Consider the following 24,174-nt stretch of genomic DNA (forward strand, 5'->3'; position numbering starts at 1 on the left):
CCCGCCCGACGCCGAACCGGACGACCCGCCCTGCCTCGCGCCGAGGTGGCCGCCCGGTGTCGTGCCGGCGTGTCCGCCCCGTGCCCCGTCGGACGGGTCGCCCCAGGCCGTGCCGAGCGTCCCGCCGGTCGGGCTGTCGGCCGCCGTTCCGGACACGCCGGTGTCGTGTCCGCGGGCACCGAAGGCCGGAGCGCGCGCCGCGTCCGGGGCCGCGGTGCGCGGGCCGCCCGGGGCGGGGGTGCCTGCCGCGCCGGGGGCGGGAGTGCGGAAGGGGCCGGGGGTGGTGCGGGTGTCGCGCGGGCCGCCGGCCGTGCGGCGGGGGCGGAGCGCAGTGACCCCCGGCGGCGGATCGAGCGGCATCGGCGGAAGGGCCTCGGCCGCGTCGACGGGCCGCACCCCGGTGCCGGTCGCGGGCGGCGGCGTCCCGCCCGCCTGCGCGGGCAGCCCCGACCGCGCCCCGTCCGACGCCGGCAGGGCCCCGCCCTGCGCCCCCGCACCGGCCGGGTCGGCCGGGCCGCCGAGCCTCGCGGGCCCACCGTCCGCTCCGTCGCGCTCCTGGTGCAGCAGGTTCTTCGGCAGCAGGATCACGGCCGTGGTGCCGCCGTACGGCGAGGGCCGCAGGTGGACCCTGATGCCGTGCCGGGCCGCCAGGCGGCTGACCACGAACAGGCCCAGCCGGTCGCTGTCGAACAGGTCGAGCGCCTCGGACTGCTCGATCCGCCGGTTGGCCTCGGCGAGGGTCTCCGGGCCCATGCCGAGCCCCCGGTCCTCGACCTCGACCGCGTACCCGTTGCCGACCGCCTCGCCGGTCACCCGCACCTTGGTGTGCGGAGGCGAGAACTGGGCGGCGTTCTCCACGAGTTCGGCGAGCAGGTGGGTGAGGTCGGCGACCGCCGCCCCGGTCACCGAGGTCTCGGCGAGCCGGCTCACGTCGACCCGCGCGTAGTCCTCGATCTCCGAGACGGCGGCGCGCACCACGTTGGTGAGCGAGACCGGCCTGCTCCAGACCCGGCCGGGGGCCGCGCCGGAGAGGATGATCAGGGATTCGGCGTGCCGGCGCATGCGGGTGGTGAGGTGGTCGAGCCGGAACAGGTCGCCGAGCTCGTCGGGGTCCTCGGCGCGGCGCTCCATGCCGTCCAGCAGGGCCAGCTGGCGGTGCACCAGGACCTGGCTGCGCCGCGCCAGGTTGACGAAGACACCGGAGATCCCGCTGGCGAGCTCGGCGCGCTCCACGGCGGCGCGCAGGGCGGCCCGGTGGACGGTGCCCAGCGCCTCGGCGACCTGCCCGGTCTCGTCCTCGGCCGGCGGACCGTGCGGCGCCTCCGCCCGGACGTCGATCTCCTCGCCGGCGCGGAGTTTGCGCATGGCCTGCGGGAGCTTGCGGCGGGCGATCTCCAGGGCGCTGTTGCGCAGCCCTACCAGGTCGGCGACGATGCCGCGGCCGATCCGCACGGAGATCAGCAGGGAGACCGCGACCGCGAGGAGGCCGAGGAGGACGGCGCCGCCTGCGGGGCTCGACAGGCCGCGCACCAGCGGCCCCGCGCCCTCGGGGCCGGCGTGCGAGGCGTGGTCGGAGATCCGGCCCAGGGTGTCGCGGACCGGGTCGTGGGCCCTCGCCCAGTCGTGGGCGGACACGGCGCGGGCGGCCGCCTCGCCGGCGTCGGCCCGCAGCACGGCGTCCTCCGCACGGGCGAGCGCCTGGTGGCCTCCGTCGCGGATGAGCAAATCCCAGGCCCCGGCCTGCGGCTCGCGCAGGTCGGGGACGGCGGCGTCGGTGAAGGCGCGGCGGGCGGCCGTGGCGGAGGTGAACAGCGCGAGCCGTTCACCGTCGAGCGAGCCGTCGAGCCGCGCGGAGGCGAGCAGGGCGTCCTCCTGGGCCAGTGCCTCGCCGGCCCGGTCGAGCTCCAGCAGGACGCGTGCCTCGGAACCGGCCCGCACGTGGGGGATGCGGGTGAGAGAGCCCTCGACGGCGAGGGCGTCGTCGATGACGCCGGTGTACGCCCGGTAGACCTCCGTCCAGCCGGCGTCCCCGTCGAGCAGGGTGTCCCGCAGGGCGTCCAGGGCGTCGGCGGCGGCCAGGAAGGCGCGCACCCGCCGGGGCACGTCGGGCGGGAGCTCCCCGCTGTCGGCGACGGTGCCCGCCCCGTCGAGCCGCAGCCGGCCCACGGCGCGGTCGGTGGTGTCGGCCAGCGCGCCGAACTCGCCGTGCGGCGCCCCTCCCCCGGCCGCGGCGTGCCGCACCGCGGAGGCGCGCTCGGCCTGCAGCGCGGAGACGGCCTCGGCGACGGGTGCGCGCAACTGTGCGTCCACCCGCTCGGCCCGGCTCATGGCAGTGACCTCGCGCGCCGTGGTGACGGTGGCGTAGCCCCACAGGGCCAGCAGCGACATCACCGGCACCATCAGCAGGCTGACCACCTTGGCGCGGACCGTCCGGGGGCGCAGCCTCAGCCGGCGGCCGGAGCCGGCCGGGCCGGAGGGCGCGGGGGGCCGGTGGGCGTCGGGGGCCGCGCCCGCGGCGAGGGCGGCGAGTTCCTCCGCCGTCTCGTCGGCCGGGGGTCCGGCGTGCGCCCTTCGGCCTCGGGCCGGGGGCGGGGTCCCGGGACCGCCGGCCCTAGGGGATGTACGCATGGCTCCCTCGTCGGTCGGGGGTCTGCTCGGTGAGGGCCGGAGCGCTCCGCCAGGCGCGCCGCGCCGCCTCCTCCGCGGCCCGTTCGCGCGCCGTGGGGGAGAGCGCGACGAAGGCCGAGGTCAGGAAGAGGTAGGACCCCAGGCCCACCGCGAGCGGGAAGACGAACTGCATCGCGGTGGCTCCGGCGAGCGGTTCGGCGGACGGGATCAGCCGCACCCTCACCGCGTGCATCCCGGTGTAGTGCATGCTGCTCACCGCCAGGCCCATCAGCAGGGAGGCGACGGTCACGGCGAGCGGGGAGGTGATGTTGAGGGCTGCCCACAGGGCCGCGGTGGCGGCGACGACCGCGATCACCACGGAGACCGCGACCATCAGCGGGTCGAAGGAGACCTCACCGTGCAGGCGCAGGGCGGCCATGCCGAGGTAGTGCATGGAGGCGACGCCGAGGCCGGTGGTCAGTCCGCCCAGGATCAGGGCGCGGGTGCGGTCCCGGCCGTAGCCGACGGCGAACACTCCGGCACAGACCACGATCATGGCGACGACCAGGCTGACCACGGTCAGCGGTACGTCGTAGCGGAGGTCGGTGCCGCGGACGGCGAAACCGAGCATGGCGGTGAAGTGCATCGTCCAGATGCCAGTGCCGATGGCGGAGGCGGCGGTGAGCAGCCAGTTGCGGCGCGAGCTGCCGGTCGCCTCGAGCGCGCGGACGGTGCAGCGCAGCCCGAGGGCGGCGCCGGTGCAGGCCATCGCGTACGACAGCACCGGGGTCAGCCAGCCGAAGGCGGCGTGGTCCAGGTGTCCCATGGGACCGGGACGCTAGTCAGGTGCCCGGCGCACGGGGCGGAGGGTTTCGAAAGGTGCCGGAACATGACACTTCACTTTTCCGGCCGGGCCCTCATGCGATCGAACCAGCACCTACCGTGACGGTGGTTCCGGACGCCGCGGTCACGGGCGATCATGCCGTCATGAGCGAGCACCGTACCTCCCCGTACGACCGTGATCATGTGCGTGACTTCTTCGCCGCCCGGGCGACCGACTGGGACCGGAAGTTCCCCGACGACGGCCCCGCCTTCGCCACGGCGGTGGCCGCGATGGGGCTGCGCCCGGGCGACCGGGTCCTGGACGCGGGCTGCGGCACGGGGCGCGCGCTGCCCGCGCTGCGAACAGCCGTGGGCCCCTCGGGGGTGGTGCTGGGCCTCGACCTCACCGAGGAGATGCTGCGCACGGCGGCGCGCGCCGGCCGCGGCCGGGACGGGGCGCTGGTGCTGGGCGACGCGGCCGCTCCCCCGGTGCGCCCCGGCTCCCTGGACGCCGTGTTCGCGGCCGGTCTGATCGCGCACCTGCCCGACCCGGGGCGCGGCCTCGCCGCGCTGGGGCGGACGGTCCGGGCCGGTGGCGTGCTGGCGCTCTTCCACCCGGTGGGCCGGGCGGCGCTGGCCGCCCGGCAGGGTCGCGAGCTGAGCTCCGGCGACCTGCGGGCCGAGCAGAACCTGCGGCCGTTGCTGAGCGCGGCGGGCTGGCGGATGACCGGCTACGTGGACGAGCCCGCGCGCTTCCTGGCACTGGCGGAACGAAAGGGTGGGTGACCCGGCGCCCGAGGTCGGCGCGTCCCCAAGACCCTTTACCGGGCCGGGCTGTTCGATCCCACGTCCCTGAGGGAAGACCGAACGCGAGGCACACACGCAACGGACAGACCCGGAAGAAGGTGGTCCGCAGTGCTCGGCAAGCTGCGCACGGTGCTCGCCCGGTTGACCCGCCCCGCCACACCCGCCCCGTCGGCCCCGGGACCCAGGCCGCGCAACCACAACCTGTTCGACGCGGCGGCCGCCTATGTGGCCGCCTCGGCGACCGACGACGAGGACGCCAAGGACGAGGCCGCCTCGTGGGTCTCCCCCGAGGCGCTGTCCTTCGGCGTGACCGAACTCGCCTGCCGCGCGGTGCTCACCCTGTCCAGGGAGCACGGCACGAGCCCGGACGCGGTGGCCCGCGAGCTGCTGGGCCTGCCCGCGCCCCGGGCGTGAGACGGCGTTCCCGCGCAGGTGACAAGGGCGCCGCCGCCGGTCTAGGGTGCGCGCCGACGACCTGTGACGAAGGAGGCTGCCGGCATGGCCGGAACGGATGGGTCCGCCGTCGGCGCGAACGGCCCCCAGGACGGCGCCGCGGGCGCGTCCGCGGACGGCGTGACGGACGACGACGCGCTGTCGGTGCTGACCGCTGTCCTGCTGACCCCGGCGCGCTTCCCCGGCGTGCTGGGCGACGACTACCCGCAGGCCTGCGCCGTGCTGGGGCTGGACCCGACGCCCGGCGGCTACGGTTTGGTCTTCGGCCAGGACGGCGGCGGCGCCCGGTGGACGGTCGTGGTCGACGACGTCCCGCTGGTCGCCACGGCCATCGCGTCCTGGGACTGCGGCATGGAGTACGACCTCTCCCCCGACGAGCGGTCCATGGTCGTCGCCCTGCCGGGATGGCCGCTGTCGGTGGCCGTCAAGGCGCCGGGCCTGCCCGCGCCGCACGACCCCGACCCCGAGGAGGCCGGTCCCTCACTGGCGCCGCCGGACACCGGCGAGTGGGGTCCCGCGCAGCGGCGGCTGGGCGCCGACGAAATAGCCGCCCACTGGGCCCACTGGCGCACCCAGGTGAACGACGACGACTTCGCCGTCCTCCCGGGCACGGAGGGTGCCGCGGGTGTCGGAGGTACCGCGGGCGCCGCGGGGGCGGGGAGCCCGGGAACCGCGGACGCGACAGGGGTGGCGGGCGGCACGGTCCGTCCCGGCGTCCGCCAGGTCCTCGACGAGGCCCGCGCGTACCTCGCGTCCCCTCCCCCGCCCGGCCGGGTCCGCGCCTTCTTCGCGGGCGGCGACGCGCACACCGTGCGGGCCGACGGGCCGGACTGGTCGCTGGTGGCACGGACCGACGACATAGCGTTCGTCCTCCTCGACGCTCAGCCCCGGGAAATCATCCCGGTGGGCCGCGGCCCTGAACTGCCCGCGCTGCTGAAGGGGTTGGCCGGCCTCGCCGCCGAGCCGGTCTGATCCGCGCGAGGCCCGCCCCCGGGGCGGGCCTCGACCGCTCGGGCAGCGCCCCGGCCCCGACCGCCGAGGCGAAAGCTCCGGCCCTCGACAGCTCAGACGGGGCCGGCTCCCGACCGCCCAGGCTAACGCTCCGGCCCCTAACCACTCAGGCAGGGCCCACCTCCCGACCGCCGAGGCGTAAGCTCCGGCCCTCGACAGCTCAGGCGAGGGCTCCCGAACGCTCAGACGAGACGCGGCTTCCGACCATCAGACGAAGGCACCTGCCCCCCGACCGCTCAGGCTGGGACCGGCCGTCGACCGCTCAGGCGGGCCCCGGCCCTCAACCGCTCAGGCAGGGGCCCCGGGACCGCTCCGCCGCGGAGGGGGGCGTCGCCACCGCGGTCGCGCGGGCGCGCGCCGACCGGACCCGCGGACGGCGGTCCCCGAACGCTCCGTGCTGCGCGGCCCCGTGATGCATGTGGCGGACCGCTACTCGCGACCGACCATCCCTGGCCCCCCGCCACATGGTTGACAGCGCGCCAGGCCACCACGATGAGGCAGCCCGCGGCCCTGCCGCGCCACAGCCGCAGCCGCACCCCCACGGGTGCGCGCCGCTGCGGCGTCCGGCGGCCGCCCTACCGCTCCTCAGCCTCTGGAGGCCGTACATGCGTCTGTCCCCGGGCATCCCCTGGGTCGCCGCGACCCTGTTGGCCGTGACCGCTCTCGGCGCCTCGCCCACCGCGGCCGCCTCGACGCAGGCCACCGGCGCGTCGGGCCACTGCGCCCGCCATCAGCACCTCAGGGTGCCCGCCGCGGACCATCAGGAGAGCGCCTGCCTCGACGACCTGACGACCACCGGTCTGGCCGGCACCGCGTACACCGACATGGCCGACCAGGCCGGACTGACCTCCGTCAAGACCCTCAAGCCCTCCGGCGTGCCCGGCGTGCAGATCGACGGCTACTTCCCCGACAGTTCCTCCTTCAACACCACCCACGGCTGGAACCACGACGCCCAGTTCGTGATCCGCCTGCCCGACGACTGGAACGGCGGACTGGTGGTCGCCGGCGCGCCCGGCACCCGCAAGCAGTACGCCTCGGACACCGCCATCTCCGACCACGTGCTGTCCCTGGGCTACGCCTACGCCGCCACCGACAAGGGCAACAGCACGCCGAACTTCTACACCGACGGCAGGCGCCCCGGCGACGCGGTCGTCGAGTGGAACAGGCGGGTGACCCAGCTGACCCGCGCCGCCAGGGCGACGGTCGCCCAGCGGTACGGCAAGGCCCCGCGCCGCACGTACGTCACCGGCATCTCCAACGGCGGCTACCTCACCCGCTGGCAGCTGGAGAACCACCCCGAGCTGTACGACGGCGGCGTGGACTGGGAGGGCACGCTGTGGACCGCGGACGGTCCCAACATGTTCACCTCCCTGCCGACGACGGTCGCGCACATGCGCGGTGAGGCCGACGACCAGGACCTGTACTCCGCGGGCTTCGCCCACGGCTCGGAGTTCCTGTGGCCCTACCACGCCACCGCGTACTGGGGCGTGACGCAGAAGACCTACCGTGCCGAGTTCGACCCGGCGTACGACGCCGCTTGCCCCGGCCCCTCGGCGGGCTCCACCGTCGCGGAGATCCTCGCCCCGTGCGCCTCGGACGCCGCGTACGACTACGCCTCGCGCCCGCGGGCCGTCCACGACGCCGTGAAGCGGGTCTCCCTCACCGGCCGCATCGGCCGCCCGATGATCACGCTCCACGGCGACCTGGACACCCTGCTGCCCAAGGCGGCGGACTCCGACGTGTACGCCCGGATGATCGACAAGGCCGGACGCGGAGCCCTGCACCGCTACTACGGCATCGAGGGCGGCACCCACGTCGACGGGCTGTACGACACCTACCCGACGGCACTGCGCCCGATCCTGCCCTGCCACCGCTCCGCCTTCGACGCGCTCACCGCCTGGGTCGAGGACGGCGTGGAGCCGCCCGCCGACCACGACGTGGCACGCCCCGCCGAGGGCGACGTGGCGAACAGCTGCCCGCTGAACCGCTAGGGCCCGGGTATCAGCGCCCGAGCTGCTTGCGGGACACCCGGCGGAGCCGGCTCCGCTGCCCCGGGTCCAGGGCGAAGTAGGCGGCGGGGACTCCGAGCACTATGAGCAGGGACACCCACCACGGCAGCCAGAACAGCAGGACCAGTCCGGCCGCCGTGGCCCCTGCGGCGATCTTCGCGTTCCTCGACATCTTCGGTCGCCTCCTTCGCGGCGCGTTGCCGCTCTTCCTCCAGTGAACGCCCTGGGGCTCCCGGACGGTTCCTCCCGGGCCCCCCACCGCCCCCCGACCCGCCCCTGAGAAAACCCTGAGACGCCTCCCCTAGGCCGACCGGGCGATCACGCGGCACGGCCCCCTGCCCCGCGGACGCGCACCGCCCCGCACCGCCGAAGCGGTGCGGGGCGGTGCGGGGCACTGCCTGACGGGGCGGTGATCAGCCGCGGGCGCCGAGCAGGTGCTCCATGGCCAGCTGGTCGAGGCGCTCGAACGCCATGCCGCGCGCGGCGGCGGCGTCGACGTCGAACTCCTCGAAGGCGGAGCGGTCGGCGAGCAGGCCCTCGAGGCCGTCCGCGGCGGTCTGCTGGGCCAGCTCGTCGAGGCGGGCGGCGCGCAGCGCCTCCTGGACCTCCGGGTCGGCGCGGAAGGCCAGCGCACGCTCCTTGAGCAGGAGGTAGTTGCGCATGTTGCCCGCGGCGGACTCCCAGACGCCGTCGATGTCCTCGGTCCGCGGGGGCTTGAAGTCGAAGTGCTTCGGGCCCGCGTAGTCGGAGCTCTCCAGCAGGTCGACCAGCCAGAACGCCTGGCGCAGGTCACCGGCGCCGAAGCGGAAGTCCTGGTCGTACTTGATGCCGGACTGGCCGTTGAGGTCGATGTGGAAGAGCTTGCCCGCCCACAGCGCCTGGGCGATGCCGTGCGGGAAGTTCAGACCGGCCATCTGCTCGTGACCGACCTCCGGGTTGACGCCGACCAGCTCGGGGCGCTCGAGGCGCTCGATGAACGCCAGGGCGTGGCCGATGGTCGGGAGGAGGATGTCGCCGCGGGGCTCGTTCGGCTTGGGCTCGATGGCGAAGCGCAGGTCGTAGCCCTGGGAGACGACGTAGTCACCGAGGAGGTCGAACGCCTCCTTCATCCGGTCGAGGGCGACGCGCACGTCCTTGGCGGCACCGGACTCGGCACCCTCACGGCCGCCCCAGGCGACGTAGGTGGTGGCGCCCAGCTCGACGGCCAGGTCGATGTTGCGGATGACCTTGCGCAGCGCGTAGCGGCGGATGTCGCGGTCGTTGGCGGTGAAGCCGCCGTCCTTGAAGACCGGGTGGGTGAAGAGGTTGGTGGTGGCCATCGGCACCTTCATGCCGGTGGCGTCCAGCGCGTCCCGGAAGCGCTTGACGATGGCCTCACGCTCGGCGTCCGAGGAGCCGAAGGGGATCAGGTCGTCGTCGTGGAAGGTCACGCCGTAGGCACCGAGCTCGGCGAGGCGGTTCACGCTCTCCACCGGGTCGAGGGCGGGACGGGTGGCGTCGCCGAAGGGGTCCTTGCCCTGCCAGCCGACGGTCCAAAGACCGAAAGTGAACTTGTCCTCGGGGGTGGGCTGGATGCTCATGGCATGGCTCCTTGCTCGGGATCGACTATTTCGTCAGGCCGGTTTACAAATTAGTATGCAACCACGTCGCTGGGAAGAGACAACCCGGGGCTGTGATCCGTGAAACGGATCCGGCCGGGCGACGAAGCGTGGCGCTGCGGCCGACGGGGTCGCGGGTACCACGGTCCACCAGGCAGAATCCGCATGCCGCGGAACCACAGGGAGAGCCCGATGTCAGCCAGCGAGGGTACGTACGTCGTCGGCGTGGATTCGTCCACCCAGTCCACCAAGGCGCTGGTCGTCGACGTCGCCACCGGGCGCGTCGTGGCGAGCGGCCAGGCCAAGCACACGGTCACCGGCGGCGACCGCCGCGAGAGCGACCCGCGCGGCTGGTGGGACGCGCTGTGCTCGGCGCTGGAGCAGTGCGGCGACGTGGTCCGCGAGGCGAAGGCGATCTCGGTCGGCGGTCAGCAGCACGGCCTGGTGACCCTGGACGCCGCCGGCGAGCCGGTGCGCCCCGCGATGCTGTGGAACGACGTCCGCTCCGCCCCGCAGACCCGCCGCCTGATCGAGGAGCTCGGCGGCCCGGAGGCCTGGGCCGAGCGCACCGGCAGCGTGCCCAGCACCTCGTTCACGGTCACCAAGTGGGCCTGGCTGGCGGAGCACGAGCCGGAGGCCGCCGCCCGGGTCGCCGCCGTGCGCCTGCCGCACGACTACCTGACCGAGCGGCTGACCGGCGAGGGCACCACGGACCGCGGCGACGCCTCGGGCACCGGCTGGTGGGCCTCGGCGACGGAGGAGTACGACGCCAAGACCCTCGAGCACATCGGCCTGGACGCGGCGCTGCTCCCGCGCGTGGTCCGCCCGGGCGAGGCCGCCGGCACGGTCCGCTCCGGCCTGCCGCTGGCCGAGGGCGTGCTGGTCGCGCCCGGCACGGGCGACAATGCCGCCGCCGCGCTCGGCCTGGGCGTGCGTCCTGGCACCCCGGTGATGAGCCTGGGCACCTCCGGCGTTGTCTACGCGGTGACCGGCCGCCGTCCGGCGGACCCGACGGGCACGGTGTCCGGCTTCGCCGCCGCCAACGACGGCTGGCTGCCGCTGGCCTGCACGCTGAACTGCACCCTGGCCGTCGACCGCATGGCCGAGCTGCTCGGCCTGGACCGGCAGGCCGTGGAGCCGGGCTCCGGCGTGACGATGCTGCCCTACCTGGACGGCGAGCGGACGCCCGCGCTGCCGCACGCCTCCGGCCTGATCCACGGCCTGCGCCACGACACCACGCCGGGCCAGCTGCTGCAGGCCGCCTACGACGGGGCGGTGCACTCGCTGCTGGCCGCGCTCGACCTGGTCCTGGACGAGGACGCCGACCGCAGCACGCCGCTGCTGCTGATCGGCGGCGGCGCGCGCGGCACCGCCTGGCGCGACACGGTGCGCCGCCTCTCCGGCCGTCCGGTGCAGATCCCGCAGGCCCAGGAGCTGGTGGCGCTGGGCGCCGCGGCACAGGCCGCCGGGCTGCTGACCGGCGAGGACCCGGCCGCCGTCGCCCGCCGCTGGAACACCGCGGACGGCCCGGTGCTGGACGCCGTGGAGCGCGACGACGCCGCGCTGGAGCGCATCGGCTCGGTGCTCTCGGCCGCCACCCCCCTGCTGGAGGGCGCCTGACCCGACCCGCGGTTCCGCACGGAACCGCGGTCGGAGATCATGGGGCGGACGACCGCCCGGCCTCTCACGTCGGTTGGACGCGCGGGGCCGGGCCCAGGAAGAGGTATGACCGCACGCAAGCAGCTCCCCGACACCCAGGCCGGCATGCGCCGGCGCAACCTCGGCAGGGTGATGCACACCGTGCGCGACGAGGGTCCGCTCTCGCGCGCCGCGGTGGCCTCGCGCATAGGCCTGACCAGGGCCGCCGTCTCCACCCTCGTCGACGACCTGGTGCGGTGGGGGCTGCTCGAGGAGCTGGGGCCCGAACGCAACGGCACGGCGGGCCGCGGCCGGCCCGGCTCCGCGCTCACGGTGAGCGCGCACGGCCCGGCCGGCATCGGCGCCGAGGTCGGCGTCGACCACCTCGCGGTGTGCGCGGTGGACCTGCGCGGCGAGGTGCGGTCCCGCGCGGTCCGCTACGGGCCCAACCGCGGGCGGGCGCCGGAGCCGGTGCTGGAGGAGCTCGGCGGCCTGGTCCGCCAGGTGGTGGCCGAGGCCGAGGGCGAGGGGCTGTGGCCCGCGGGGCTCAAGGTCGCGGTGCCCGGTCTGGTGGCGCGGGACTCGCGGACGGTGGTCCGCGCCCCCAACCTGGGCTGGCACCGGACGGATCTGGGCGCGCTGCTCACCTGCGGGCTCGAGCCGAGCGTCGACAACGAGGCCAACCTGGGCGGTCTGGCCGAGCTGTGGCTCGGCAAGGACACCCCGCCCGACTTCCTGCACGTGTCGGCCGAGATCGGCATCGGCGCGGCCCTGGTCGTGGACGGCCGGCTGCTGCGCGGTGTCCGGGGCTTCGCGGGTGAGCTCGGCCATGTTCCGGTGCGTCCGGACGGGCCGCCGTGCGGCTGCGGCGGCGTGGGCTGCCTGGAGCAGTACGCCGGCGAGGACGCGGTGCTGCGCAAGGTGGGCCTCGATCCGGGCGAGGGCCGGGTGGGGCTGCTGGCGGAACGCGCGGGGGCGGGCGACGAGGCGGTCCGGGCCGCGCTCGGCGACGCGGGGTCGGCGCTGGGCATCGCCCTGACCGGGGCCGTCAACCTGCTGGACCCGCAGGCCGTGGTGCTGGGCGGCGAGCTGTCGGCCCTGGCGCCGTGGGTGCTGCCGGCACTGCGCGAGGAGCTCTCGGCCCGCACGGCCGGGCGCTCCTGCGAGGTGTCGGTCTCGCGCCTGGGCCCCGAGGGGCCCCTGCTGGGCGCCGCGCACTCGGTCATCCGCGGCGTGCTCGACGACCCGGCCTCGGTGGCCGAGCGGGACGCCTGAGAGTCCCGCTCCCCCAGTCCGGACGGGCGCCGGCCGCACGCACGCCGAGGGGGCGGCCCCGCCGTCGCGGAACCGCCCCCTCCGGTGCGTGGGCCTAGCGCTCCTCGCGGAACAGGACGTGCTCCCGCGCCACCGGGTCGTACTTGCGCAGGGTCATCCGGTCCGGGTCGCTCAGCCGGTTCTTCCGCGTCACGTACGTGACACCGGTGCCGGCCGTCGACCTCAGCTTCACCACGGGACGCGCGGTACTACGTGCCATGGGACCTCCTTCCGTTCTGGTCGTGCCAACGGCGTGGGAGGCCCCGGCATTCCCCGCCCGGCTGTCGGTGGCATGGGTCAAGATCGGCGGCATGGACCGGACGATCAGCGCCCACCAGCCCTCACCGCCCCGGGCATGGGCGCGCCACGAGATGACCGCCGCCCTCGGCAACCTCATCACCGGGTCGGGCATGTGGGGGGAGGACGCGTTCCTCGGCATCGCCCGCACCGCCGCGTTCCTCGACGGAACCTGGACCCCGGACCCCGGCGAGGACGCTCCCCGACCGGCCGGCGACGGCTCCTGGACCCGGTTCATCGGCCGCCCGGGGGTCATGGCGCTGCGCGCGGCGGCTCCCTCCACCCGGCCGGAGCACCGCGAGGTGCTCCTGGACTTCCTGCGGATGTGGGCGGGGACATCGTTCGCGGACCCCGACCGCCGCTTCCTGGTGGGCGTCCTGCAGGGACCGGACCGTCGTTTCGGCGTCCGTGACGAGCGGGGCGCCGCCACGAGCGTGTACTGGCCGGTCGACGGCCGGCACCGGTTCGTGGCGACGGAGACCCGGTCCGATGCCGGGTCCCCGGACCGGGTCATGGGCCCCGCGCTGCCGGGCGAGGTGATCCACGTGGCGCGGACCAGCCCCGGCAGGTACACCCGCGACCGGCTCCTGGCACTGGTCACGGCGGTCCACGAGCGCGGACCGATGCCGTGGGACCCCGCCGCGGTGACGGATCTCAGCCGGGCCACCGGTCTGAGCCGGGCCACCGCGGCCCTGCTGCTGGCGGGCGCACCGGCCCCGTTCCGTTTCACCGCCGAGGAGCGCGAGGCGCTCGGGCTGAAGACCGCGGAGGCCGAGGACGGCCTCAGGGATGTGCGCGCCCGCACGGCGGCGGACCTGATCGCGGTGACGGCCGACGTCCTGCCGGACGACCCGGGCGACCTGTGGCGGCCCGGAGGCCTGCGGGAGGTGGCGTCCCGCCTCGCCGCGGCCTGGGCCGACCGGTTCGGGGTGTGGCCCCGGGCGTCCGAGACGGCCTGGCAGGCCGCGCTGCCGCTGGAGCGGCAGCTGTCGGCGGCGGACCTGTGCCGCCTCTTCCTCGACCCCGCGCGGGTGCCCTCGGTGGGCATCATCGGCGTCAACCCGCGCTGGCTGGAGCCCGCGTACCGCGCGCTGCCCACCGTCTGGGACGTCCGGAACCAGGGCGACGCGTCCCTGCTGCTGGACACACTGCTCACCGTGGTGCCGTGGGCCTACGCGGAGCTGCCGGCGGGTGACGCGGTGCGGGAGGGCGCCCCGGAACTGGTCCGGCACCTGCGCGCGACGCTGACCCGCACGGACTCACCCGGCCGCCTTTTGCGGGACGGCCTGGCCCACGGCGTCCGCCGCGCCGACACCGCGCGGCTGTGGCTGACCGGCGGGGCGTGCGACCGGATGACGGCCCGGATCGGCTCGGGCGCCCTGCCCGAGGGCGCGTACGAGGCGGACCCGCGCGCGAGCGCGCCGGAGCTGGTGGCGCAGGTGGTCCGCCGGACGGGGCTGTCCGAGGACGCGGCGGCCCTGTACCTTCAGCTGCTCACCCTGCCCGCCCCCACCGACCGGCAGGTGCGCCGCTGGAACGGCTGGACCGCCCGGCAGCACCGCGAGGCCGTCGGCGAACTGGCCGGCACGCGCCTGGTGGTGCGCGACCGGCGCCCCAGGGCGGGCCGCGAGCTGTTCCTGCCGGGGGCGTGGGCGCCAAGCGGCCGGCCGACGTGGGGGCTGAGGCCTCCGCCTCCGCTGGAGCGCTGGAAGGTCCCGCTGCTGGGCGCCGAGCTGAGCCACGACGGGAAGGTGACCCACCTGCCGCCCCTCCCGGACACCCTTCCCGAACTGTTCGGGCGGGCCTGGCGGCTGGTGCGCGACGGGGCCGGGCCGGAACCGGCGCCCTGACCCGCGCACCGCGGCGGAGTCCACCGCGCTCCCGCGCCGGGTCACTCCCGGATCCCCGCGACTCCCCGTGACGCGACGCCTTGTGGCCCTCCCCGCCCCGCACGACGATGGGGCGGAGACCGCACGTCACCGTCGCCTCGCGGGGAGACCGAGTTGACCGATCCATGGGTGGCCCTGGAACCGGGCGCCGATCCGGCGGAGCGGACGCGGGCGCTGCGGCGGGCCCACGAGACCTTCACCCGCGCGGGCACGGTGCCCCGACCGGTGCGCCCCGTGGTGGCGGACTCCTGGCGCAGGTCCGCCCGGGCCGGCGTGGCGCCGGACCGCACCGCGGACGTGGAGCTGACCGACGCCGACCTCGGCGCCTACCGGGCGGGGCACCCGCTCTCCCGGACGATGCCGCTGATCCGGGAGCTGGTGGGCACCTTCGCCGACGACGGCGGCCACCTGCTGGCCGTCTGCGACGCGCACGGCCGGCTGCTGTGGGTGGAGGGCTGCCCGGCGACCCTACGGGCCGCGGACGCCATGAACTTCGTGCCCGGCTCCCGCTGGTCGGAGAGCGCGGTCGGCACCAACGCCCCCGGCACCGCCGTCGCCGTCGACCGGCCCGTGCAGGTCTTCACCGCCGAGCACTTCGCCCGCCGGGTCCAGCCGTGGACCTGCGCGGCCGCCCCGGTCCACGATCCGCGCACCGGGCGGATCCTCGGCGCCGTCGACATCACCGGCGGCGACGGGCTGGCCCACCCGCACAGCCTCGGCTTCGTCCAGGCCGTCGCCCGCGCCGTCGAGTCGCAGCTGGCCCTGCTGGAGCCGCCGCCGCGCGGTGACGGCGCCCTGGAGCTCACCGCGCTGGGCGGGGACGAGGCCCTGCTGCGGGCGGGCGGCGGACGCCGGTTGCGCCTGAGCAGGCGGCACTCGGAGATCATGGTGCTGCTCGCCCGCCACCCCGAGGGCCTGGGCGGCGAGGAGCTGGCCTGCGCGCTGTACCCGCAGGAGACCGTGCCCCCAGTGACCCTGCGAGCGGAACTGACGCGCCTGCGGCGGGTGTTGGGCCCCGACGTGCTGGCCTCACGGCCGTACCGGCTGACCCCGCCGGTGGAGACGGACCTGGACCTGGTGGAACGGCGGCTGGAGGCGGGCGCGATCGCCGCCGCGGCGGCCGCGTACCCGGGACCGCTGCTGCCGTCCTCGCAGGCCCCGGCGGTGATCCGGCTGCGGCGGCGGACGGCTGACGCGCTGCGCGCCGCGTTGATCGCCCGGGGTGACGCGGACCTGCTGGCCGACTGGGCGCACGCTCCGTGGGGCGAGGACGACCTCGACGTCTGGCGCGCCCTCGCCGCGGTCCGCCCCACCCCCGCCGTCCGCTCCCGGCTCGGCGCCCTGGAACGCGAACTCGGCCTCCCCCGACAGCCGTTCGCGGCCCGGCCCCGGCACGCAACGTCCGTGCAACGTCGCTCCCCCTAGCCTGCGCGACCAGAGCTGATCGAGCCGTCCGGCGCGGACGGCCATCTCCGGGAGGCAGACAGATGACCCGTTACGCAGCACCGGGCACCGAGGGCGCGATCGTCTCCTACCAGACGCGTTACGACCACTTCATCGGCGGCGCGTACGTGCCGCCCGCCCGCGGCCGGTACTTCGAGAACCCGTCCCCCGTGAACGGGCAGTCGTTCACCGAGGTCGCGCGGGGCACCGCGGAGGACGTGGAGCGCGCCCTGGACGCGGCGCACGCCGCAGCACCGGCCTGGGGCCGCACCTCCGCGGCGGCGCGCGCCGACATCCTGCTGAGGATCGCGGACCGGATGGAGGCGAACCTGGAGAAACTGGCGGTCGCCGAGAGCTGGGAGAACGGCAAGCCGGTCCGCGAGACGCTGGCCGCCGACATCCCGCTGGCGATCGACCACTTCCGCTACTTCGCGGGCGCGGTCCGCGCCCAGGAGGGAACGCTCGCGGAGATCGACGAGGACACCGTCGCCTACCACTTCCACGAGCCGCTGGGCGTGGTCGCCCAGATCATCCCGTGGAACTTCCCGATCCTGATGGCGGTCTGGAAGCTCGCCCCCGCGCTGGCGGCGGGCAACGCGGTCGTCCTCAAGCCCGCCGAGCAGACGCCGGTCTCGATCCACTACTGGCTGAGCCTGGTCTCCGACCTCCTCCCGCCGGGCGTCCTGAACATCGTCAACGGCTTCGGCGTCGAGGCCGGCAAGCCGCTGGCCTCCAGCCCGCGGGTCGCCAAGGTCGCGTTCACCGGCGAGACGACCACCGGCAGGCTGATCATGCAATACGCCTCGGAGAACATCACCCCGGTCACTTTGGAACTGGGCGGCAAGTCGCCGAACATCTTCTTCGACGACGTCTCGCGCTCCCGCGACGACTTCCACACCAAGGCGCTCGAGGGCTTCGCGATGTTCGCCCTCAACCAGGGCGAGGTCTGCACCTGCCCCTCCCGCGCGCTGATCCAGCGCGGCCACTACGGCGACTTCCTCGCCGCGGCCGTCGAGCGGACCGAGAGGATCGTCGCGGGCCACCCGCTGGACACCGACACGATGATCGGCGCCCAGGCCTCCAGCGACCAGCTGGAGAAGATCCTCTCCTACCTCGACATCGGCCGCCAGGAGGGAGCCAAGGTCCTCACCGGCGGCGAACGCGTCGAGCACGGCGGCGAGCTGCGGGGCGGGTACTACGTCCAGCCGACCATCTTCGAGGGCGACAACGGCATGCGGATCTTCCAGGAGGAGATCTTCGGTCCGGTCGTCTCCGTCACCTCCTTCGACGGCTTCGACGACGCCGTCAAGATCGCCAACGACACCCTCTACGGCCTCGGCGCCGGCGTGTGGACCCGCGACGCCAACACCGCGTACCGGGCGGGCCGCGCCATCCAGGCGGGCCGCGTGTGGACCAACTGTTACCACGCCTACCCGGCGCACGCCGCCTTCGGCGGCTACAAGGGCTCGGGCATCGGCCGCGAGACGCACAAGATGATGCTGGACCACTACCAGCAGACGAAGAACCTCCTGGTCTCCTACTCCGCCAAGGAGGTCGGCTTCTTCTGAGGCCCGCGGGGGGGACCGCCCGGCCCGCCGGAGCGCGGGCCGGGCACCCTCGCGTCCCCGCCGTACGGGCCGGCGGCCTCGGCCGACCGCGCCGTCGCCGGCTCCCCGGCCGTCCTCGTACACACGACTGACAAGAAGCTGTCACACGTACCGCGGAATGCGGGCTCGGCCGACGCCCGTTCTGACAGACATGACTGTTGGAGTAGCGCTCAACGCGTCCGACGCGCCGAACCAGGTCGACGCGACCGTACAACTGGCAGCGGAGGCGGCGGACTTCGGCCTGCGATCCGCCTGGTTCGGGCAGACCCTCGGCGCGGACTCACCCCAGCTCGCGGCGATCGTCGGACGCGCGGTCCCCGGACTGCACGTCGGAACCTCCGCGATCCCCGTCTTCGGCCGCCACCCCCTGCTCGTCGCCGGCCAGGCCCAGACCGTCCAGGCCGCGACCCACGGCCGCTACCACCTCGGACTGGCGCTCGGCACCAAGCTGCTGACGGAGACCGCCTTCGGCCTGCCCTTCACACGCCCCATCGCCCGTCTGCGCGAATTCCTGACCGCGCTGCGGCAGTTGACGGAGACCGGCACGGCCGACTTCCACGGTGAGCTGCTCACCGCCACCACTCCCGTCCCCGCGCGCGTACCGGGTGCCGAGAGCGGTGTCCCCCTGCTCGTCGCCGCGATGGGGCCACAGGCCCTGAGGGCCAGCGGTGAGCTGGCGGACGGGATCCTCCCCTACCTGGCGGGACCGCGCGCCCTGGCCGAGCACATCGTTCCCGCCCTGACCGCCGCCGCCGAGGCCGCCGGCCGTCCCGCGCCCAGGGTCGTGGCCCTGGTTCCCGGCGTGGTCACGGACGACGTGGACACGGTGCGGGCGAAGGCCGTCGAGAACCTCGCCTTCTACGAGCAGTTCCCGTCCTACGCCCGCGCCATCGAACTCTCCGGCGGCCGGCGGGCCGCCGACGTGGCCGTGATCGGTGACGAGAAGGCGGTCGAGGCCGGGATACGGCGTTACCGCGACGCAGGCGCCACCGAGGTCGTGTTCACCAGCACCGAGATCGCGGGAGAAGCGGACCGGCGACGCACCTGGGCGCTCCTCGGCCAACTGGCGGGCTGAGTACGCTCTCGGCCCCTCAGCCGCTCAGCCCTTCAGCTGGACGGCCCGTCCACCCGTCGATCCGTCGGCCCGTGGCCGGACAGGCCCCCGCACCCCTGCGCGAGGTTCCTCCTCGCCCGACCGAAGGAGAAACGCATGACCACCGAGGCGACGTCGACGGAGCTCCACGCCTTCACCGAGAGCTGGCGGGAGTGGCACCGCGCCCAGGAGGCCCGGCTCGCCGCCCCGCACGGGTTCCTGGCCGTCACCGGCCTGCACTGGCTCGACGACCGGCCCCAGCGCTTCCCGGACGCGCCCGGCGCCTGGCACACCGGCGCCGAAGGGGTCGTCGTCGCACTGGACGACGGCGAGGAACTGGTCGTCGACGGGACCCCGGTACGGGGTGAGCACCGCTTCGGGGCACTTCCCGAACGCGGCGGCGTCGACGCGATCTGGGGAGACGCCGTCATCGAGATCGCACGGCGCGGCGGCCACGACATCCTGCGCCCCCGGCACCCGGACGCCCCGCTGCGCACCGCCTTCAGCGGAACGCCCGCCTACGCCCCCCACCCGCGCTGGGCCGTGACGGGCCGGTACATCCCGTTCGACACCCCCAGGCCGACCACCGTCGGTGCCGCGGTCGAGGGCCTCGAGCACGTCTACGACGCACCGGGCAGGATCGAGTTCACGCTCGACGGGCGCACGCTGTCCCTGACCGCGTTCCCCGGCGGTGGTGCGGGCCGACTGATGGTGCTGTTCACCGACGCGACCTCCGGGGTGACCACCTACGCCGCCAACCGGTCTCTGATCGTCGAGCCGCCCGCCGCCGACGGCACCGTCCTCGTGGACTTCAACCGCGCCACGAACCTGCCGTGCGCCTACACGGACCTGGCGACCTGCCCGCTGCCGCCGGCCGAGAACCGGTTGCCGGTGGCCGTCGAAGCGGGCCAGAAGATCCCCCGTGAGCGCGGCGGCTCCTGAACCGCCTCGCCCATCGGCGGCCGGCCGGACCGCCGATGGCCGCGGACCTCGCTCAGGGGCAGATCCACCCGTACGTCATGCCGCTGTTGAAGACGGTGACGCCTGTCGTCCTGTTCTTCATGTAGGTGAAGTGCGACCAGCATCTGCCGTTGATCCCCTGGGTGCTCGTGTACGTGGGACCCGCGTACTGGCTGAAGTCGCCCTTGTCGACATCACAGAAGTCGGAGTGCTCGGGCCCGGTCGAGGGGCAGGACTCCAGCACCATGTACCTGGTGGCGCCGGTGTTGTTGTCGAGGATCGCGCAGGCCGAGGTGCTGCCGGAGTTCTCGTAGTTGAACAGTGTGCCCAGACGCATGCCGGGATCGACGCCCAGGGGCATGGGGTCGGCGGCGGTGAGGCTGTACCCCGAACCGCACACGGTCGCCATCGCGGAGACCAGTTCCGCGTTGTCCTCCGCGAAGGCCTTGGTCTGGGAGCTCGCCTTGGCGGAGACGAGCGGTTGCGTCTGCGCGGACGACGGCGCCGCGCCCACCGTGAAGAAGACCGCCGCGAGTGCTGTCGTGATGACGGATGTCGAGCGGGTGAACGCACGCATGCGTTGCTCCTTGCTGTAACCGGTCGGTCGGAATGGGGCGAGCGGCGAGTCAACATCGGGCCGCCGTTCCGGTCAAAGATCATGTTCGAAAACCAGCCGCGTGCACGGCTTCAGGCCGGTGCTCATGGCGACGGACCGTGAGCGCTTCCGCCGTCGGTCTCCCCCGAGTCGGGCGTCCCGACAAATCCACCTCCGGGGTGCGCGAAACCCGGTTCGGCGCCCTCCCGAATCGGCGATGTGCCCGAGGTCGGGCACCGCTGCGGCGCACGTCCTTTTTGCTCACCTATTGGCCGACCGACTCGTGACTCACCGTCATCCACACCTGCGTGAATTCCGGCGAGAACGGTGTTCGCCTCGTCCCAGGCATGCCGGCATTTCCTACGTACTCTGCATGCGCTGCCGAAGAGCGACGATGAAGGAAGAACCGAACATGCTGACGATCCGTACCGCGCGGCCCGACGAGCTACCCGCGCTGACGGTTTTTCCGGGCGACGGCGAACGCAATGCCGCCACAGCCGCCTACCTGACGGGCCTGCTGGAGAGCGGGTGCACCCGGCCGGAGTGGTGTCTGGTGGCCGAGCGCGACGGCCGGTTGGCGGGCAACGTGGTGCTGTGGACGATCCCCGGACGGGACGTTCCGATGGACCTCGTGCTGCTGGAGCCGGGCGACGCGGACACCGGCCGGGCGCTGTTGACGTACGCCGGCCGGCTGGCCCGCGAGCTCGGCGCGCGGACCCAGGGGCACGTGCTGGACACGCCGGCGCAGGCTCCCCAGTTCCAGCGGGATCCACAGCTGCGCGAGACGCTGCTCGTCGGCGCCGGGTTCACCGTCGCACGCGACGGCTGCCGATTCGCATGGACCGTGGGCGACCCGATACCGGCCCAGGACGAGCGGCTGCACTGGCGTTCCCTGACCGACCTGGGCGAAGAGCCGTTCGTGGAGCTGCTGGCCGACGCGTTCGCCGACACCTCGGACGCGATCTTCCAGGCCGAGGTCGCCGAGCACGGCCTGCGCGGCGCCGCCGAACGCAACGTCGCCGACATGCTGGAGCTGGACCACCGGCCCGGCTGGTTCGAGATCGGCTACGACGCGGCGGAGACGCCCGTGGCGATCAGCATGCCGGCGCGTACGCCCGGCTCGGCGGTGATCGGTCTGGTCGCGGTCGCGAGGGCCGGCCGGGGCCGCGGCTACGCCGGTGCCGTGGTCGCCCGGGGTACGCACGTGCTGGTCGACGCGGGCTTCGGCGAGATCCGCGGGGACTGCGACGCGGGCAACATCGGCATGTGCAAGGCGTTCCGGCGCGCCGGCTACCGCAACTTCGCCAACCGGAAGATGTTCACCCGCCCGCTGTGAGACCACGCCCGGCGGGAGCGGTGGGGAGGACCGGGACGCGACGCCGCGGCTGACCCGCGCCGAACCGGCGCCGCCGTGTCGGCGCCGCCCCGCGGTGCTCGTTCGCGAGCCGGTGGGGCAGCGCCCACGGGAGCGTCCCGGGACGCCATGGGCGGCCGGACGCCATGGGCGGCCGGACGCCTCGGGCGGCCCGGGCGCCTCGGGTGGCCTGGGCGGGTCGGGCCGCCGGGCGCCCCGGGCCGCCGGGAGGCCGCCTCAGGTGTTGTTCACGATGCGCCAGCGGTTGTCGGCGGAGCCGTCGTCGGGGGCCTGGACCGCGAAGGCGCCGCGGGCGGTGGAGTTGCCGGCGATGCCGAGGAGCTTGCCGCTGTGGACGTTGCGGATCTTGTAGGTCCCGTCGCCCTGGGCCAGCAGCGTCCACCGGTGGTCGGCGGTTCCGTTGTCGGCCCACTGCAGGACGGTCGCGTTGTCGGCCGTGGACATGTTCTGCACGCCGAGCACCTTGGCGCTGTGCACGTTGCGGAGGCGGACCGCGTCACCGTCGGGGATCACCTCCCAGTCGTGGTCGGCCGTGCCCGAGTCGTCCCACTGCAGGGCGCGGCCACCGTCCGCCGTGGACATGTCCTGGATGCCCAGGACCATGCCGCTGGCCGCGTTGGCCAGCCGGACGGATCCCGAGGGTCCGCCGGACGATCCGGTGTTCCAGTAGACGGTGTAGTTGTGGCCGTGCGCGTCGTGGAACGGTCCGAGGTTGACGGTGGAGCCGTTGGCCGTGGCGGTGAAGGCCAGCGAGGTGCTGCCGGTGCGCCTGATCGTGGCCGTGTCCAGGCGCGGCAGGGAGCTGAGCGCGGTGTTGCCGTAGTTGCCGGACAGGACGACCGGGCCGTAGGTGACCGCGGCGACGTCCGGGTTGTCGTTGGCCGCACGCAGGACGACCCGCATGGGCAGGCGCACGGTGACCGTGTCGCCGGCGCTCCACGAGCGGGTGAGGGTGGCGTAACCGCCGGGCGTGGTCGGGATGTTCTGGACGGCGCCGTTGACGCTGACGGTGGCCCCCTGGGTCCAGGCCGGGATGCGGATGCGCATCGGCCAGGTGCCGCCGGCGTTTCCGGTGACCTGCAGGGTGGTGGTGTCGCCCACCGGGTAGGAGGTCGTCTGGGTGACCGTGATGCCGCGCTGCGACCAGTCCAGCACCGAGGGCACGAACATGTTGACGGTCAGGGTGTCGCCGTTGTGGAAGTACACCGAGTCCATCAGCCGGGTGTGCATCTCCAGGCCGGTTCCCTGGCAGCACCAGAACGAGTTGTAGTCCGTGCTCCACGTCCCCCCGCCCCAGGCCGGTCCCACACCCCGCCTGCCGCCCGGGTTGAGCGGGGTGAAGTAGGTGACGTGTCCGTGACTGTCGGCCGGGTTCTGCTGGCCGATCATGTGGTTCAGCCAGGCCCGCTCGTAGTAGTCGAACCACTCGCCCCGGCTGGGGTCGAGCGTGAACAGTTCCCTGGTCAGCTTGAGCATGTTGAAGGTGTTGCAGCTCTCGCAGGTGTCCTGGTTCAGGTAGCCGGCGATGGCGTTCGGGGCGCGGAAGTGCTCGGCCTGACTGTTGCCGCCGATGACGTAGGTGTGTGCGCCGACGCAGATGTTCCAGGCGTTGTTGGCGATGTCCCGGTAACGGGTGGTGCCGGTGGCCTTGAACTCCCGTACCGCACCGATCCACTTGGGGACCTGCGTGTTGGCGTGCAGTCCGCTCAGCCGGTCCTGGTTGGACGCCAGGGGGTCGAACACCGAGGCGTGGTCGAAGCGTCGCGCGGCCGTGAGCCACCGTGCGTCGCCGGTCTGCTGGTACAGGTCGGCCAGCACGTCGTTCATGCCGCCGAACTCGGTTCCGAGCATCGCCTGCATCTGCGCGGTGCTCAGCGCGCCGGTGCGCCGGTCGACCCAGGCGGCGAGGGCGAGCAGCACGTCACGGGCCTGCGTGCTGCCGATCAGGCGCCAGACGTCCAGCAGGCCGGCGAGCGTCTTGTGGATGGCGTAGTAGGGCACGTTCCCGTTGGACAGGGTGCGCTGCTCGAGCGCGGTGAAGTCCGACTCGGGGAACCCGGAGAGGTATCCGGCGCCGAATCCGGCCGCGCCGTTGTTGGCCTGGCACCTGGCCAGCTCGGCGACCATGCGGGTCGCCTTGTCCCGGCACACCGTGTCGCCGGTCACCGCGTACGACTGCGCCCAGGCGGTGAGGAAGTGCCCCTGCACATGGGTGCGGAAGGGGAAGGACGGGGCGTCCCAGCCGCCGTTGGCCGAGGCCCCGTTGGTGGACAGCCGGTGATTGGCACGGAAGTTGTACAGCAACCGGTCGACGTCGACGAACCGCAGGTAGTTCAGTGTGCGGTTCTGGTTGTCCAGCCACCGGCTCGCGGTCAGCCGGACCTGGCCCAGTGCGAAGGGATGGGCCGAGACCCCGATGTCGGCACGCACCGGGGGGATCACGGCCGCCTGTGCGGGTGAGCCGCCGAGGAAGGGCTGGGCGGCCGCCGCGACGGCCGCCGCCCCGGCGGTCCGCAGGAGGGACCGTCTGCTGACGGGTAAGGACACCGTGCGACCTCTTTTCCTGGTGGTCGGAATTCCTGGTCGTCGGAATTCCTGGTGGTTGAAGGTGGAGTCCCGGTGGTTCGGACCTCTCCTGGCAGGAGAGGAGTGCTCC

The 24,174-nt window shown here is 74.2% G+C and carries 19 protein-coding genes; 12 read left to right on the plus strand and 7 right to left on the minus strand.

The window, feature by feature from the left end:
- Nucleotides 1–2,628: sensor histidine kinase (locus Sfr03f_RS26280; RefSeq protein WP_108956669.1), on the minus strand; the 2,628-nt coding region annotated here is incomplete at its 3' end.
- Nucleotides 2,612–3,433, minus strand: coding sequence for an MHYT domain-containing protein (locus tag Sfr03f_RS26285; protein ID WP_108956670.1), 822 nt, complete (start codon nt 3,431–3,433; stop codon nt 2,612–2,614). The genes Sfr03f_RS26285 and Sfr03f_RS26280, both read right to left, overlap by 17 nt.
- A gap of 161 nt (nt 3,434–3,594) precedes the next feature.
- Here Sfr03f_RS26285 and Sfr03f_RS26290 point away from each other — a divergent pair, with 161 nt between their 5' ends.
- The 4 genes from Sfr03f_RS26290 to Sfr03f_RS26305 all read left to right on the plus strand — a co-directional run bounded on the left by Sfr03f_RS26290 (nt 3,595) and on the right by Sfr03f_RS26305 (nt 7,691).
- Nucleotides 3,595–4,215 (plus strand): class I SAM-dependent methyltransferase, encoded by a 621-nt coding sequence (locus Sfr03f_RS26290; RefSeq protein WP_108956891.1) that lies wholly within the window; start codon nt 3,595–3,597, stop codon nt 4,213–4,215.
- 162 nt (nt 4,216–4,377) lie between these two features.
- Entirely contained in the window at nt 4,378–4,650 is a 273-nt protein-coding gene (locus Sfr03f_RS26295) for a hypothetical protein (protein WP_290429711.1), read from the plus strand.
- Between the two features lie 84 nt (nt 4,651–4,734).
- Complete coding sequence (locus Sfr03f_RS26300; RefSeq protein ID WP_170145165.1) at nt 4,735–5,661, plus strand: hypothetical protein; 927 nt, start codon at nt 4,735–4,737, stop codon at nt 5,659–5,661.
- A 644-nt stretch (nt 5,662–6,305) separates the two neighbouring features.
- On the plus strand, nt 6,306–7,691 hold the full coding sequence (locus Sfr03f_RS26305; RefSeq protein WP_108956671.1) for a tannase/feruloyl esterase family alpha/beta hydrolase: 1,386 nt from the start codon (nt 6,306–6,308) through the stop codon (nt 7,689–7,691).
- A gap of 10 nt (nt 7,692–7,701) precedes the next feature.
- On the opposite strand, the gene Sfr03f_RS26310 is transcribed toward Sfr03f_RS26305, so the two are convergent.
- Both Sfr03f_RS26310 and xylA read right to left on the minus strand, forming a co-directional pair.
- Complete coding sequence (locus Sfr03f_RS26310) at nt 7,702–7,881, minus strand: tail-anchor membrane protein (protein WP_108956672.1); 180 nt, start codon at nt 7,879–7,881, stop codon at nt 7,702–7,704.
- 241 nt (nt 7,882–8,122) lie between these two features.
- Nucleotides 8,123–9,289 (minus strand): xylose isomerase, encoded by a 1,167-nt coding sequence (xylA, locus tag Sfr03f_RS26315; RefSeq protein ID WP_108956673.1) that lies wholly within the window; start codon nt 9,287–9,289, stop codon nt 8,123–8,125.
- A 210-nt stretch (nt 9,290–9,499) separates the two neighbouring features.
- Here xylA and xylB point away from each other — a divergent pair, with 210 nt between their 5' ends.
- On the plus strand, nt 9,500–10,927 hold the full coding sequence (gene xylB / locus Sfr03f_RS26320) for a xylulokinase (protein ID WP_108956674.1): 1,428 nt from the start codon (nt 9,500–9,502) through the stop codon (nt 10,925–10,927).
- A 105-nt stretch (nt 10,928–11,032) separates the two neighbouring features.
- A complete protein-coding gene (locus tag Sfr03f_RS26325) occupies nt 11,033–12,220 on the plus strand; it encodes an ROK family transcriptional regulator (RefSeq protein WP_108956675.1) in 1,188 nt (395 codons plus the stop codon).
- Between the two features lie 94 nt (nt 12,221–12,314).
- On the opposite strand, the gene rpmG is transcribed toward Sfr03f_RS26325, so the two are convergent.
- Entirely contained in the window at nt 12,315–12,479 is a 165-nt protein-coding gene (gene rpmG, locus Sfr03f_RS26330; RefSeq protein ID WP_108956676.1) for a 50S ribosomal protein L33, read from the minus strand.
- Between the two features lie 22 nt (nt 12,480–12,501).
- On the opposite strand from rpmG, the gene Sfr03f_RS26335 reads away from it, so the two are divergent.
- From Sfr03f_RS26335 to Sfr03f_RS26355, 5 genes are all read left to right on the plus strand, one after another.
- Entirely contained in the window at nt 12,502–14,406 is a 1,905-nt protein-coding gene (locus Sfr03f_RS26335; protein WP_159105739.1) for a hypothetical protein, read from the plus strand.
- Between the two features lie 153 nt (nt 14,407–14,559).
- Nucleotides 14,560–15,870, plus strand: a complete 1,311-nt coding sequence (locus Sfr03f_RS26340) for a GAF domain-containing protein (protein ID WP_108956678.1) — start codon at nt 14,560–14,562, stop codon at nt 15,868–15,870.
- Between the two features lie 62 nt (nt 15,871–15,932).
- Nucleotides 15,933–17,456 (plus strand): acetaldehyde dehydrogenase ExaC, encoded by a 1,524-nt coding sequence (gene exaC / locus Sfr03f_RS26345; RefSeq protein WP_108956679.1) that lies wholly within the window; start codon nt 15,933–15,935, stop codon nt 17,454–17,456.
- Between the two features lie 190 nt (nt 17,457–17,646).
- Nucleotides 17,647–18,570 carry an LLM class F420-dependent oxidoreductase gene (locus Sfr03f_RS26350; RefSeq protein WP_108956680.1) on the plus strand — a complete coding sequence of 308 codons (924 nt, stop codon included), beginning with the start codon at nt 17,647–17,649 and terminating at the stop codon, nt 18,568–18,570.
- 135 nt (nt 18,571–18,705) lie between these two features.
- Nucleotides 18,706–19,530 carry a DUF1684 domain-containing protein gene (locus tag Sfr03f_RS26355; RefSeq protein WP_108956681.1) on the plus strand — a complete coding sequence of 275 codons (825 nt, stop codon included), beginning with the start codon at nt 18,706–18,708 and terminating at the stop codon, nt 19,528–19,530.
- Between the two features lie 52 nt (nt 19,531–19,582).
- On the opposite strand, the gene Sfr03f_RS26360 is transcribed toward Sfr03f_RS26355, so the two are convergent.
- Nucleotides 19,583–20,125, minus strand: a complete 543-nt coding sequence (locus Sfr03f_RS26360; RefSeq protein WP_108956682.1) for a hypothetical protein — start codon at nt 20,123–20,125, stop codon at nt 19,583–19,585.
- Between the two features lie 430 nt (nt 20,126–20,555).
- On the opposite strand from Sfr03f_RS26360, the gene Sfr03f_RS26365 reads away from it, so the two are divergent.
- A complete protein-coding gene (locus Sfr03f_RS26365; protein ID WP_108956683.1) occupies nt 20,556–21,479 on the plus strand; it encodes a GNAT family protein in 924 nt (307 codons plus the stop codon).
- Between the two features lie 255 nt (nt 21,480–21,734).
- On the opposite strand, the gene Sfr03f_RS26370 is transcribed toward Sfr03f_RS26365, so the two are convergent.
- The gene (locus tag Sfr03f_RS26370; protein WP_108956684.1) at nt 21,735–24,065 is read right to left on the minus strand and encodes a beta-L-arabinofuranosidase domain-containing protein; all 2,331 of its coding nucleotides are present in this window, start codon (nt 24,063–24,065) and stop codon (nt 21,735–21,737) included.
- Between the last annotated feature and the right edge of the window lie 109 nt (nt 24,066–24,174).

The organism is Streptomyces fragilis (assembly GCF_003112515.1).
Classification (GTDB): domain Bacteria; phylum Actinomycetota; class Actinomycetes; order Streptomycetales; family Streptomycetaceae; genus Streptomyces; species Streptomyces fragilis.